This window comes from Salinibacterium sp. SWN1162, assembly GCF_015864675.1.
Classification (GTDB): Bacteria; Actinomycetota; Actinomycetes; order Actinomycetales; family Microbacteriaceae; genus Rhodoglobus.
The window spans coordinates 986,443-999,489 of record NZ_JADYWT010000001.1 but is presented as its reverse complement, the minus strand read 5'-3'; the positions used below and the strand labels follow the sequence as shown (position 1 = coordinate 999,489).

Here is a 13,047-nt window from a genome sequence, read left to right as displayed (position 1 = left end):
GCACTTTCTGCTGTTATCAAGTCATGCTGCCTCACGACATCCATCTCGAAACCCTTGCTGTTCACGCAGGAATGGAGGGCGTGCAGGAATCTGGTGCACACGTTCCCTCCATCGACCTCTCTACGACGAACCCGCTGCCCAGCGTTGAAGTCGGCGGTGATTCCTACGAAAACCTCGCTACGGGAAACCCCCTCATCGACGGCCACTCCGCGGTGTACCAGCGACTCTGGCAGCCGGGCGTTGCCCGCTTCGAAGACGGCCTCGCGGCCCTCGAAGGCGCCGAAGCCGCTGTCGCGTACGCCAGTGGAATGGCGGCTCTCTCCGCCGTGCTGATCTCGATTGCCTCGGCCGGTCGCCCCCACGTAGTCGGCGTTCGTCCGCTCTACGGTGGAACCGACCACGTGCTCGACAACGGGCTGCTCGGCACCACTGTCACGTGGGCTGACGCCGACTCGATCGCCAGCGCCATTCAACCCAACACCGGCCTCATCATCATCGAGTCCCCCGCCAATCCCACTCTCGAACTCGTCGACATCAAAAAGGTCGTTGCCGCCGCTGGCGCCGTGCCCGTCCTTGTCGACAACACCTTCGCGACCCCCGTACTGCAGCGCCCGATTGAACTCGGCGCCGCAATGGTGCTGCACAGCGCCACCAAGTACCTGGGCGGACACGGGGATGTCATGGGTGGCGTCATCGCCACGACCGAAGAGCACGCGAAGGCTCTGCGTAACGTTCGTGCCCTCACCGGTGGAGTTCTTCATCCGTTTGCGGCGTACCTGTTGCACCGCGGCCTCCGCACCCTGCCCCTGCGCGTTCGGGCGCAGCAGGAGACGGCCGGTGAGCTCGCCAGCCGCCTCGACGGACACCCTGCACTCGCTCGCGTTCTCTACCCCGGCCTCCCTGGACAAGACCCGGCGGGCCTTATCGGCACGCAATCCGCTGGCGCCGGCTCGCTTATCGCCCTCGACCTTGCAGGCGGTTACGACGCCGCAGCGAAGTTCACCGAATCGGTGAAGCTGATCACGCACGCGGTATCGCTCGGCGGCATCGACACTCTCGTGCAGCATCCGGCATCGCTCACCCACCGCCCCGTCGCCTCTGAGGCGAAGCCGGGCGCGGGAATAGTTCGAATCTCGGTTGGGCTTGAGCACGTTGATGACCTCATGAACGACATCACGGCAGCACTCGACGCCGTCACGAGCAGCTAGCTTCACTCGCACCAACGCAGAGAGCCGCTGTCCCCGAGGGGGCAGCGGCTCTCTGTCTTTTCACTCCGGCAAGGCCGGAGGCAGTATTACTTCTTCTTGCGAGCAGCGGCCCGCAGCTTCGAGATTTCGTAGAGCGTGACGCTGGCCGCGATACCGGCGTTCAGCGACTCTGTGGAGGCGCTAATCGGGATCGAGACGATCGCGTCGCAGTTCTCAGTGACGAGTCGAGAAAGACCCTTACCCTCGCTACCCACGACGATCAACACGGGCTCTTTCGCCAGCGGAAGCGAAGGAAGCGATACGTCACCGTCGCCGTCGAGGCCGAGCACGAAGACACCGCGCTTCTTGTACTCCTTGATCATTTGCGTGAGGTTATTCGCCATCGCCACAGGGGTACGAGCTGCAGCACCGGCGGAGGTCTTCCAGGCGGATGCCGTCATACCGACAGAGCGACGTTGCGGAACGATGACTCCCTGGCCGCCAAACGCGGCAACCGAGCGAACGATAGCGCCGAGGTTGCGCGGGTCGGTAATACCGTCGAGAGCTACGAGCAGCGGAACCTGACCCCGCGCCTCAACCTTGTCGAGGAGCTCCATCGGATGCGCGTACTCGTACGGCGGCACTTTGAGGGCAAAGCCCTGGTGCACGGAGTCGAATCCCGCGAGACGGTCCAGTTCTGGACGCATCACTTCGAGCACGGCAAGATTGCGGGCAGTGGCAAGCTTCAAGATCTCTTTTACACGGTCGTCGTATTCGATGCGAGCAGCCATGTACAGAGTGTTAGCGGGGATCTTGGCGCGAAGAGCCTCGAGAACCGAGTTACGGCCGGTGACCATCTCTGATTCGTCAGCCGACTTCGCTACTCGCGACCGACTGGGTTGACTCGGACGCTGGGGACCACCCTCAGAGCCCTTGCCGCCGCTGCGACGAGTTCCACCGGCCGCTTCATAGCGCTCAGCAGCAGCCTTGCGCTTGCCGGCGGGATGATACGGACGATCTTCTGCTTTAGGGGTGGGCTTGCGACCTTCGAGAGCTTGACGCCCCTGGCCTCCCGAGCCGACTTGGGGGCCCTTGCGGCCCTTGCGTACCGCTCCTGCGCGGGGTGTGTTACCTGGGTTTTTCACGAGTGTTGCTCCTGTCGGAAGCGCCGATCAGTCACGGCAAGCTCCAATGCGATCCGGTCGAGTCATCTTCTAGAGTGATGCCCGCCGCTGATAGTTCATCACGGATTCGGTCTGCTACAGCGAAATCCTTCGCTGTGCGGGCCGTATTGCGATCCTCAATGAGCTTGTCAACCAGTGCTGATAATGCAGCAACAGCCGGTTCTGAACGATCAGAACCCCATCGTGGATCAAGTGGGTTGATACCCAAAACCTGTGCCATAGCGATCACTTGCGAACGCGCCGTAGCGACCGTTGCAAGATCCCCATCGTCGAGGGCGGCATTGCCCGAACGAATCGTTTCGTGCACTACCGCGAGCGCTTGCGGCACCGCAAGGTCGTCATCCATCGCTTCGCCAAATGCCTCGGGCACCTCGTTGGTGTTCGCAGTATCAAAGCGAGTGTCACGCAGTCGGCGCGACGCCCGCTCGATGAACACCTCAAGGCGCTCGAAGGCGGCCTCAGCTTCTGCAAGCGACGTGTCAGTGTAGTCGATTGTGGAGCGGTAATGTGCGGCACCGAGCAAATAGCGCACCACAATGGGGCGGGCAGCATCGAGAAGGTCGCGGGCAAAGACAGAGTTGCCGAGCGATTTCGACATCTTCTGGCCATTTACATTGACCATGCCGTTGTGCACCCAGTGGCGGGCGAATTCATCGCCGAGCGCCGTTGACTGCGCAAGTTCGTTCTCGTGGTGCGGGAACCGCAGGTCGAGTCCACCGCCGTGGATGTCGAACGCGCCACCCAAATAGCGGCGAGACATGGCCGAGCATTCGATGTGCCAGCCGGGGCGGCCGTCACCCCATGGCGATGACCAGGATGCCGAAGCAGGCTCGCTGGGCTTGCTGCCCTTCCACAGAGCAAAGTCGCGGGCATCGCGCTTGGCCCGCGGATCGGCGTCGGCGGCAGCGACCATGTCGTCGAGCTTCTGACGAGTGAGCTCGCCATACGACGGCCAGGATTTAGTATCGAAGTAGACGTCGCCCGAGCCATCGGTGGCGGCGTATGCGTGACCGCGCTCGATGAGCAGCGCGATCAGGTCACGCATTTCGGAGATGTTGGCTGTTGCGCGCGGCTCGTAGCTCGGGGGCAGGATGCCCAACTCGTTGTAGCCGGCCGTGAATTCGAGTTCGATGCGGTACGCCAGAGCCCACCACTGTTCCGTGGAGCCCTCGGCTGCGGCATCCGCTGCCTTGCTCAGAATCTTGTCGTCGATGTCGGTGACGTTGCGCACGAGCGTGACATCGAGGCCACGGTAGGTGAGCCAGCGGCGCCAAATGTCGTAGACGAGGGCCGAACGCAAGTGACCGATGTGAGGTGCTGACTGCACCGTGGGGCCGCACACGTACATTCCCACCTTGCCCGGTTCGCGGGGGTCAAGGTCGACGAGGCTGGCGCTACGGGTGTCATACAGGCGAATAGTCACTAAGCAAGTTTAGCGACCGCCGCTGGGTATTACACGGTTGAGGGCAGCGCGGGGCCAGAGAGCCCCGCGCCGCAGACAATTACTTCGTGTAAGTGTAAAAACCTCGACCGGTCGCGATACCGAGGTAGCCCTTGTCGATGTACTCCGTCTTGAGCCACTCAGCGAACCTCTTCGTGTTCTCGTCGCCGTGGGACATGATGTTGTACGGGGTCGTGAGACCGATCACGTCAAAGATCTGGAACGGCCCCAAAGGAGCACCGGTCGCGATCCGCCAGGTGTTATCTACGTCAGCGGGTTCGGCGTAGCCATCAGCACCGAGCTCAGCTGCCGCGTTGAGGAACGGCACGAGCAGCGAGTTGAGAACGTAGCCGGCCTTTTCCTTGTGAATCGGAATCGGCACCATACCGATGGCCTTCGAAAACTCGACAACGGCATCAAAGATGGCGGGATCGGTGTCGCTCGTGCCCATGATCTCGGCGGTGTTGAACTTCCAGATCTGGTTTGCAAAGTGAAGGGCCAAGAACTTGTCGACGCGACCCGTGGACTCCTTCATGTCGCTCGGCAACAGAGTGGAGGAGTTCGTGGCGAAGATCGTGTGTGCGGGGGCGAGCTTTCCCAGCTCGGCATAGGTGGACTTCTTGAGGTCGAGGATCTCGGGGATCGCTTCGATCACGAGGTCTGCTTCGGAGACAGCATCGCCGAGGTCAGCCGAGAAGCGCACGCGAGTGAGTGCGTCCTTCGCTTTGCCATCGGCTGCGCCGTCTACTCCGTCGGCAATGTAGGTGTCTACGAGTCCGGTGAAACGCTCGCGAGCCTTCTCGAGAGCGTCGTCGTTAATGTCATAGGCGACCACGTTGAAACCGCTGTACGCCGTCTGGAAAGCAATCTGTGACCCGAGCACGCCCGTACCCAAAACTGTCACACGCTGAATGTTTGTCATTGCGCCTTCTTTCTCTTGTCGCGGTGATCGACCGCTACCTTGAACATACGCCTGCGAACTGTGTCCAAACTGGGTATTTCAGCAGTGCCACCGCGTTAAAGCACGAAGGCCCACACCGTGTCGGTGTGGGCCTCGCAGCGCGATCGCTATTCGACAGTGGAGAGCAGTTCTACAAGTTCATCGAGCACTGAATCTGCGCCTTCGTCTTCCGAAGACAGCGTTACGGTCTCTCCCTGAGAAACCCCGAGCGAGATCACAGCGAGGATGCTCGCGGCGTTGACAACCTTGTCGCCCTTGCCCACCGTGATGCGCAAACCGCTCTTGCTCACCGCCTGAGTGAAGAGCGCTGCAGGGCGAGCGTGGAGGCCGGAGGGAGAGACGATTGTTGCTGTGCGTTCTGACATTTTGTACCTGTTTCTCAGCGCGATGAGCCGCGCCTGCGTGAGTGCAATGGACGGTGAGGCCACATTCGGTTATCAGCAGCGCGCGGGGCGAGCCCAGAACCACCGCCCGGAGCTAGCGGCGTGCCGCACTACCGAGAATACGCCGATTCCACTCGTCGTCGCGTCGCGACAATAAGTCGCTCAGCGGGAGCGGAAACTAGCGAGCGCGAATCAACGCGGTCGCGATCGCAGCCACACCCTCGCCACGGCCAGTGAAACCGAGAGCATCGGTTGTGGTTCCCGCGACGCTGACAGGGGCACCCAAGATCTCGCTCAAGAGCGCCTCGGCCTCAACCCGACGCCGCGAGATGATCGGACGATTACCAATGACTTGAACAGAAACGTTGCCGACCTCGAAGCCCGCCTGGTTCACCAAACGCAGCGCCTCGGCCAAAAACACGTCGCCGTGAGCAGCAGCGAATCGAGGGTCGCTGGTACCAAAAATGCTACCGAGGTCGCCCAACTGAGCCGCTGACAAGAGAGCGTCACAAATGGCGTGCGACACCACGTCGCCGTCGCTGTGGCCGTGGAGACCCGCCTCATCCGGCCAATGAAGTCCTGCGAGCCACAGGGGTTTCGCCGCATCGAAAGCGTGCACATCAGTGCCCGTGCCCACGCGAAGGTCGAATTCAGAAGGACTCATTAGCAGCTGCTCCGCACGGTCTAGTTCCCAAGGCGTCGTGATCTTGAAGGCCAAATGGTCGCCGGTGATTACCGACACGGGATGCCCGAGCGCCCCGACAAGCGCGGCATCATCGGTGAACTCGTGGGTAGCGGCAGCATGCGCCGCGACGAGTTGGCTACGCGGAAACCCTTGGGGAGTTTGAACCGCTGCAAGGGCTGAACGATCAACCGTCTCAAGGATGCGACCCTCGGCATCCGTGCGCTTGATGGTGTCGGTCACGGGCAGGCCAGGAATGACGCCGGCGCCAGACCTCAGCACTTCAGCGACGACAGCATCGAAAAGACTGCGGGGCGCCAGCAAACGAGCGGCGTCATGCACGAGAACCACTTCGACGGCGGGATGCACTAGCGCGAGCGCCGTGGCGACCGACTCTTGACGAGTAGAGCCACCAACGACGACGGTGAACCCCCGGTCATTCGCTCCCGGGACGTCGCTGATGAGCTGCTCAGCCGTCGCCTCATACGTCGCGGGAACCGTAACGATGACTTGCGCGCGTTCAGTCATGGCAAAAACAGGCTCAAGGGCGCGGCTGAGAGTCGCACGACCGGCCACGGGCACAAACGCCTTGGGCTCACTTTTGCCCAGCCGGGTGCCGCTACCAGCGCCGACGACGATAACCGCGACGAGCGGATCGACAGTAGTGCTCATGTGCAAAGCAGCGTGCCTAATGAACTAGGACGCGAGAACCTCGTCGAGAACCAACGATGCCTTGTCTTCGTCAGTCTTCTCAGCGAGCGCAAGCTCAGAGATAAGAATTTGACGTGCCTTCGCAAGCATGCGCTTTTCGCCCGCTGAAAGCCCGCGATCTTGGTCACGACGCCAGAGGTCACGAACAACCTCGGAAACCTTGATGACGTCACCCGAAGCAAGCTTCTCAAGGTTGGCCTTGTACCGGCGTGACCAGTTGGTGGGCTCTTCAGTGAACGGCGCGCGAAGCACCTCGAACACGGCGTCTAGCCCCTCGCGACCAATAACGTCGCGAACGCCCACGAGATCAACATTCTCTGCGGGAACTTCGATGGTGAGATCACCCTGAGTTACGTTGAGCTTGAGATAAACTTTCTCTTCACCCTTGATGGTGCGCTTCTTCACCTCGGTGATGGTTGCAGCACCGTGATGGGGATAAACGACAGTCTCGCCGACCTCAAACAACATGAATAGTGGTCCTCTCGAAGAAAACCCAGTTTATCACAGTAAACGCATGGTAAGGGTTGCCTAAGTAAAGCGCTCGACGCGGCTATCTATTAGTATGAATCTGTGACAGTTCTCACTCGCGCGACACGCGCCGCAGCCTCCGCCCTTATCGCCGGGTCCCTTCTCGTGGGCACCGCCGGTTGTTCGTTCATTACGCCTACGGCGACGTTGAACCAGTACGACCCCAGCGACGGTATCGGCGCCGAGGTCGGCGACGTCAAGGTGCGCAACGTTCTTGCTATCAGCAACGATGACGAATCGGCCGTTAGCCTCATGGTGACAATCATCAACACGAGCTCGTCGAGTGGCAGCCTTCGCCTCCAGTACGAATCGGCAGACGGAGAGCGCATCGACATCTCCAAGCCTGTTTCTTCGGGCGACGTCAAGAGCTACGGCACCGAGGTCGATGGCGACATGATCGTGATCAACGATGCCGACGTTCGCGCCGGTCAGCTGTTCCCCATCTACTTCCAGTTCGGCAACGAGAGCGGCAGCGAACTGCTCGTTCCCGTCATCTCGAGCGACGACCCGATTTACGCCGATCTGGCGCCCGCTAGCGCCCTGGGCTAACAAGCGCACGATTCCGCCACGCTCGCGCGAATGACCTTCGCTCGCAAGACCAAGCGTCGCTCGTAAGACCAACAGCCGCTCGCGAGATCAACACTCGCACTAGCTGAACAGGCGCACTGCGGCCTTAGCCGCGTGCGCCTGTCCCGTTCTAGTCTTCGAAGCGGTAGCCGAGCCCACGCACGGTCACGAGAAGTTTCGGCTGCGACGGCAGCTTCTCGATCTTTGAACGAATGCGCTTGATGTGCACGTCGAGAGTTTTGGTGTCACCGAAGTAATCGGCACCCCACACTCGATCGATGAGCTGACCACGCGTGAGCACTCGTCCACCGTTGCGCAACAAGAGTTCGAGCAACTCGAATTCCTTCAACGGCATAGTGACGTCGGCGCCGTCAACAGAAACTGTGTGCCGCTCCACGTCCATGCGCACTCCCCCGGCTTCGAGCACTGAGTCGGTCTCGTCGATGTCTTCTGCGCGGCGGCGCATGACGGCACGAATGCGGGCCAAGAGCTCACGAGTGGAGTAAGGCTTAGTCATGTAGTCGTCTGCACCCAGTTCAAGGCCGACCACGATATCCACTTCGCTGTCCTTGGCAGTGAGCATGATGATGGGCACGTTCGAGCGAGTACGAATCTCGCGGCACACCTCGGTGCCCGCAAGACCAGGAAGCATGAGGTCGAGCAGAATGAGATCGGCGCCGTTGCGGTCAAACTCGGCAAGCCCCGCGAGACCGTCTTCGGCGATCGTCGTCTCGTAGCCTTCGCGCTCGAGCAAGAACGCGAGAGGTTCACTCAACGACGGCTCGTCTTCGACGATCAGAATGCGGGTCATTGTTTATCTCCTGTTGCGTTGGTTACGTCGGGATCGATTTCGGGAAGGCGAATCGTGAAAGTGGAGCCCTGGCCGAGCTGCGACCAGACGCGGATGTCACCGCCGTGGTTTTGCACGACGTGCTTGGCGATGCTGAGGCCAAGCCCGCTACCACCGGTGTGACGGCTGCGAGCGGGGTCGCTGCGGTAAAAGCGCTCGAAGACGCGGTCGAGTTCATCGTCGGGAATTCCGACGCCCTGGTCAGTGACCGAGATCTCGATAGCTCCATCGCGGTGACGAACGCCGATTCCCACGCGTGTATTCTCCGGTGAATACTGCACGGCGTTAGAAATAAGATTGTCGAGCGCAAGCACCAGCAGGGTTTCGTCCCCGAAAACCTCGAAACCGGTGAGCTTTCCACTAGCCAGGTCAACCTTGTTGAACTCAGCGACGGCACGGTTTTGGTCGATCGCGATAGACACGACATTGTCAATATCTACCAGTGCGGCTTCAGCTAGCCCATCGGCGGATTGCAATCGCGAGAGTTCGATGATCTCTTGCGTAATGCGAGCGAGACGGTGTGATTCTTTCGTGAGGCGCTTCGCGAACCGCTTGACCTGATCCGGCTCGTCTGAGGCACTGACGAGCGCTTCGGCGAGCAACCCGACCGCACCGATGGGGGTTTTTAGCTCATGGCTGATGTTGGCGACGAAGTCGCGCCGCACCTCGTCGAGGCGGTACGACTCGGTGCGGTCTTCGGCCAACAGCAAAACGTAGCGCGTTCCGAGGCGAGCAACACGAACAAAAAGATAAATGTTGGCGTCACCGAAAGGGCCGCGCGATAAGTGCACTTCTTGAGCAATCGGCTCGCCGGTGCGACGCACTTGGTCAACAAATTCAACGAGTTCCGGATGCACGAGCGCATGGTTCCAGACAAGACCGTAGGTCAGCGCCCCTGTCGACGCTTTCATGATGTTGTTGGAGGGATCGAGCACGATACCCGCGGATTCAAGCGCATCGATGACCTGATCAACGCCATCTGGCACGGCGGAAGAGACCACGTGGGCGGCTCTTTGGCCCCGCTTGGCGGCTGCGTAAATGATAAAGGACATGCCACCGCCGAGAAATACGCCAAAAGCGAGGGCGGCAGGCACGAGCCACGCAGAGTCCATACCGACTAGATTAGTTACATCTGGAGCATCCGCTTGCCGCAAGTTCGCGACGAGTGCTCACTTCAGATAAAGTTCAGGCCGCCAACACCTGTTGTTAACCTAACGCGGGCAGGGTGGCCTAAGCCGTGCGGGCTTCGTCATGCCCGTATCGAAGGGACGTAGATAGCGTGCGCGAAGTATTTCAACAAGAACTGCGCGAGGTGCAAGATCGCCTCGTGGAAATTGCCAGCCTGGTGGCTGTCTCAATAGACAACGCCACAAAAGCATTCAATGAATCAGACGTGTCACTGGCAGAAACAGTGATCGCGGATGATGACCAGATTGATATTGCGGCAGCCGAACTCGATGAGCTTGCGATTAACATCCTCGCTCGTCAACAACCTGTCGCCCGCGACTTGCGAATTGTAGTGAGCGCCTTGCGCATCAGCGCATCGCTCGAGCGCATGGGCGACATGGCTGAGCACATCGCTCAGCTTGCCCGTTACCGCTTTCCCGACAAGGTTGTGCCCAAGTCACTGCGAGCTACCTTCGCAGAACTCGGTGCACTCGACGTCGCGGTCGCGAACAAGCTGGTTGAGCTGCTCAAGCATGAAGACGTGCGCGTTGCTGAAGAGATTCGCAACGACGACGACAAAATTGATGCGCTGCACCTCAGTGTGTTCGACAAGGTGCTCGGCGAGACCTGGAAGGGTGCTGCAGTCGATACTGTGGATGCCACTCTGGCGTCGCGCTACCACGAGCGCTTCGCCGACCACGCGGTCTCCATCGCGAAGAAGGTTCAATACCTTGCTACCGGCGACTGGGTTCAGGACGACGACTAAACAGGTTGCTCCACGACAAAGCCCCGACGAGATTCGATCTCGTCGGGGCTTTGCGCGTTAACGCGTAGGTGAGGCCGGGGCTACTTCTTGCCCTGTGATGCGACTGCGGCGGCGCCGGCAGCAGCAGCCTCGGGGTCGAGGTAGTAGGCGGGCTTGATCGGCATGAAGTTGTCGTCGAGCTCGTACACCAGCGGGATACCCGTGGGGATGTTGAGGCTCGCGATGTCGTCGTCTGAGATGCCATCAAGGTGCTTCACGAGCGCGCGCAGCGAGTTGCCGTGGGCGGTGACGAGCACGGTCTTGCCGGCCGCGAGATCCTTGGTGATGTCGGATTCCCAGTAGGGCAGCATGCGGTCGATGACGAGCTTGAGGCTTTCGGTGCGCGGGATCTCGCCGTCGATACCCACGTAGCGGCGGTCGTGAACCTGGCTGTATTCAGCGTCGTCGTCGAGCGGGGGCGGCGGCACATCGAAGCTGCGGCGCCAGGTCATGAACTTCTCTTCGCCGAACTCTTCCAGCGTTTGAGCTTTGTCTTTGCCCTGCAGCGCGCCGTAGTGACGCTCGTTGAGACGCCACGAGCGCTTCACGGGCAGCCAGTCGAGGTCGGCAACCTGCAAGGCGATGTTGGCGGTGTGGATCGCACGCTTGAGAAGCGATGTGTACTGAACGTCAGGCTGCTTGTCGAACGCGGCGATGAGCTCGCCTGCACGGTTCGCCTCGGTGCGGCCTTGGTCAGTGAGCCCGACATCCACCCATCCGGTGAAGAGGTTCTTTTGGTTCCATTCGGAGTTGCCATGGCGCAACAAAATCAGGGTGTGAGTCATGACTCAAGAGTACCGAGAATGAGCGGATGTTGCTGCTAGCCGCGAGTAACGCCTCCGAGGCGTGGCAGTCGGGGCACGTTTGCTTCTGCACCGGCGTCGGTGGGAACGATGACTTCTTGCGCAGCCGCGATTTCGCCGACGTCGGAGGCAACAGCCAGTGTTTCGGCGGCATCCACGGATCGTTTGATCACGGCGAGCGCGATGGGCCCGAGCTCGAAGTGGCGCGCGGAGGCCGTCACAGATCCGACAGTTTTCTCGCCGAGACGCACTTCGGCGCCGACCTCGGGCAGGGCGCCCTCCGAGCCGTCGAGGTGAAGCATCACGAGGCGACGCGGTGGATGCCCGAGATTGTGTACTTTGGCCACGGTCTCTTGCCCGCGGTAGCACCCCTTGTTGAGGTGCACGGCGGAGCGCATCCAGTCCAATTCGTGCGGAATGGTGCGGTCGTCGACTTCGGCGCTAAAGCGAGGGCGCCAGGCGGCAATGCGAAGGGCATCGACGGCGAGCGAACCCGCAGCCTCGAAAGCAGAAAGATCGGCATCGAGAGCGACCAGTGTTTCGCGGTAGTTCCACGTAGCACCCGGGTGTGTTTGTGACGTGGCGTACTGATGGCCACCGCGCACGACGGAGGACCACGGATCGACCCAGGCGAGCGGCACCTCGTGCGAGGTGGCAGCGGGGACCTCAAGCGCATCGCCAAAGCTGCCGATCGTCACGAAATCGTCGCTACGGTCAGCGATCTCTACGCGCAGCATGAAGCGCATACGGTTGAACCAAGCCTGAAGCGGTTCACGCTGTGAACCATCGATGAGCAGCCACAGGGTCTCGCCATCATCGACCAGCCGCATGGCGTGCTCAACGCGGCCGTTGGGGTTGAGGAGGAGCGTTTCAGCACTCTCGCCGGGAGTGAGATTCTTGAGCGACTGCGTGGTGAGAGAGTCGAGCCAGGTGAGGCGATCGGGGCCGGTGATGGTGAGTATGGCGCGGTCGGCAAGTTCGACGACGGAACGGCCTTCTACCAGCGCACGCTGCTCGCCAAACGGGTTGCCATAGTGCTCGGGCGGGTTTCCGATGGCTCCGGGGCGCGACGAGAACGAACTATTCGACACGAGCGAGCCGCCCGGACGCGTGCGTGCGCAAATCTTGGCCTAGCGCCGCGATATCCCACGCCCACAGTAAATGGCCCTCGACGAGGCCATACATGCGGGTCGCCGCGGTGTACTCCTTAGCGCCCTGCGTGCGCATGACTGCGTCGGTCGCGAGATCGATACGGGGGCCGGTTACTTCGCCGATGTAAAACTCGTTGATACCCCCCGGATGCACGATGGACGCCTCGATCTCGAAGCCGCCGTTGGGAGTGCGCAGTTTTTCGACCTCGTCGGCCGAGCCGAACGGGCGCTCCCCCAGAGCAGGCAGCAGGCCGGGGCCGGGGTCGCCAGCGGTCGCGGCGCGACGAAGGCGCCAATACCCGGTCTCCGTTACGTGGGGAGTTTTCTCATCGTCGAGCAACCAGGTGTAGGAGTTGTAATTGAGGTGTGGAAGGCCATCGTGGGTAAAGCTAACGCGTTGACCAAACTCGATCGTGCGTGTTTCGTCTCCGACCTTGTAGTCGACGATACCCGTGCCTTCCCAGAGGCCAACGAGCCACGAAAGTGGCGCTAGTTCAGCCGGGCCGGAGGCGTCGAGCTCAATTACCATGGCGCGCTGTTAGCGCTGGCCGCGAAAGAGGTTGTAGACGACAACGACCGATACGTAGCCGATAGACAGCGTCGCGAGACCAAGAAGGCCGACGAAGA

Annotated in this window: 14 protein-coding genes; 3 read left to right on the top strand and 11 right to left on the bottom strand. The window is 60.9% G+C overall.

Annotated features, from left to right (window positions below; all coding sequences use genetic code 11):
• The first annotated feature begins 23 nt into the window (after positions 1-23).
• Entirely contained in the window at positions 24-1,208 is a 1,185-nt protein-coding gene (locus tag I6E58_RS04695; RefSeq protein ID WP_197130943.1) for a PLP-dependent aspartate aminotransferase family protein, read from the top strand.
• 86 nt (positions 1,209-1,294) lie between these two features.
• Here the strand turns inward: I6E58_RS04695 and rlmB are convergent, their stop codons facing one another.
• The 6 genes from rlmB to I6E58_RS04665 all read right to left on the bottom strand — a co-directional run bounded on the left by rlmB (position 1,295) and on the right by I6E58_RS04665 (position 7,017).
• A complete protein-coding gene (gene rlmB / locus I6E58_RS04690) occupies positions 1,295-2,332 on the bottom strand; it encodes a 23S rRNA (guanosine(2251)-2'-O)-methyltransferase RlmB (protein WP_129072065.1) in 1,038 nt (345 codons plus the stop codon).
• Between the two features lie 31 nt (positions 2,333-2,363).
• Positions 2,364-3,794, bottom strand: a complete 1,431-nt coding sequence (gene cysS, locus I6E58_RS04685; protein ID WP_197130940.1) for a cysteine--tRNA ligase — start codon at positions 3,792-3,794, stop codon at positions 2,364-2,366.
• A gap of 79 nt (positions 3,795-3,873) precedes the next feature.
• Positions 3,874-4,734 (bottom strand): 3-hydroxyacyl-CoA dehydrogenase, encoded by an 861-nt coding sequence (locus I6E58_RS04680; protein ID WP_129072067.1) that lies wholly within the window; start codon positions 4,732-4,734, stop codon positions 3,874-3,876.
• Positions 4,735-4,880: 146 nt separating this feature from the next.
• Positions 4,881-5,138 (bottom strand): HPr family phosphocarrier protein, encoded by a 258-nt coding sequence (locus I6E58_RS04675; protein WP_129072068.1) that lies wholly within the window; start codon positions 5,136-5,138, stop codon positions 4,881-4,883.
• A 196-nt stretch (positions 5,139-5,334) separates the two neighbouring features.
• Complete coding sequence (ispD, locus tag I6E58_RS04670) at positions 5,335-6,510, bottom strand: 2-C-methyl-D-erythritol 4-phosphate cytidylyltransferase (RefSeq protein ID WP_197130937.1); 1,176 nt, start codon at positions 6,508-6,510, stop codon at positions 5,335-5,337.
• Positions 6,511-6,534: 24 nt separating this feature from the next.
• The gene (locus tag I6E58_RS04665) at positions 6,535-7,017 is read right to left on the bottom strand and encodes a CarD family transcriptional regulator (RefSeq protein ID WP_129072070.1); all 483 of its coding nucleotides are present in this window, start codon (positions 7,015-7,017) and stop codon (positions 6,535-6,537) included.
• A 102-nt stretch (positions 7,018-7,119) separates the two neighbouring features.
• On the opposite strand from I6E58_RS04665, the gene I6E58_RS04660 reads away from it, so the two are divergent.
• Positions 7,120-7,626, top strand: coding sequence for a hypothetical protein (locus I6E58_RS04660; protein ID WP_129072071.1), 507 nt, complete (start codon positions 7,120-7,122; stop codon positions 7,624-7,626).
• A gap of 148 nt (positions 7,627-7,774) precedes the next feature.
• Here I6E58_RS04660 and I6E58_RS04655 read toward each other — a convergent pair whose 3' ends face one another.
• Together I6E58_RS04655 and I6E58_RS04650 are read right to left on the bottom strand one after the other, a co-directional pair.
• Entirely contained in the window at positions 7,775-8,455 is a 681-nt protein-coding gene (locus I6E58_RS04655) for a response regulator transcription factor (protein ID WP_129072072.1), read from the bottom strand.
• Entirely contained in the window at positions 8,452-9,606 is a 1,155-nt protein-coding gene (locus I6E58_RS04650; RefSeq protein WP_197130933.1) for a cell wall metabolism sensor histidine kinase WalK, read from the bottom strand. Before I6E58_RS04650 ends, I6E58_RS04655 begins: the two co-directional genes overlap by 4 nt.
• 167 nt (positions 9,607-9,773) lie before the next feature.
• Between I6E58_RS04650 and phoU the strand changes: the two genes are divergently transcribed.
• On the top strand, positions 9,774-10,427 hold the full coding sequence (gene phoU / locus I6E58_RS04645) for a phosphate signaling complex protein PhoU (RefSeq protein ID WP_129072074.1): 654 nt from the start codon (positions 9,774-9,776) through the stop codon (positions 10,425-10,427).
• Positions 10,428-10,507: 80 nt separating this feature from the next.
• On the opposite strand, the gene I6E58_RS04640 is transcribed toward phoU, so the two are convergent.
• The 3 genes from I6E58_RS04640 to I6E58_RS04630 are packed head-to-tail and all read right to left on the bottom strand — an operon-like array spanning position 10,508 to position 12,949.
• Entirely contained in the window at positions 10,508-11,251 is a 744-nt protein-coding gene (locus I6E58_RS04640) for a phosphoglyceromutase (RefSeq protein ID WP_197106315.1), read from the bottom strand.
• 35 nt (positions 11,252-11,286) lie between these two features.
• Positions 11,287-12,360 carry a folate-binding protein YgfZ gene (locus tag I6E58_RS04635; protein WP_197130930.1) on the bottom strand — a complete coding sequence of 358 codons (1,074 nt, stop codon included), beginning with the start codon at positions 12,358-12,360 and terminating at the stop codon, positions 11,287-11,289.
• Positions 12,350-12,949 carry an FABP family protein gene (locus I6E58_RS04630; protein WP_129072076.1) on the bottom strand — a complete coding sequence of 200 codons (600 nt, stop codon included), beginning with the start codon at positions 12,947-12,949 and terminating at the stop codon, positions 12,350-12,352. Before I6E58_RS04630 ends, I6E58_RS04635 begins: the two co-directional genes overlap by 11 nt.
• Positions 12,950-13,047 lie beyond the last annotated feature (98 nt).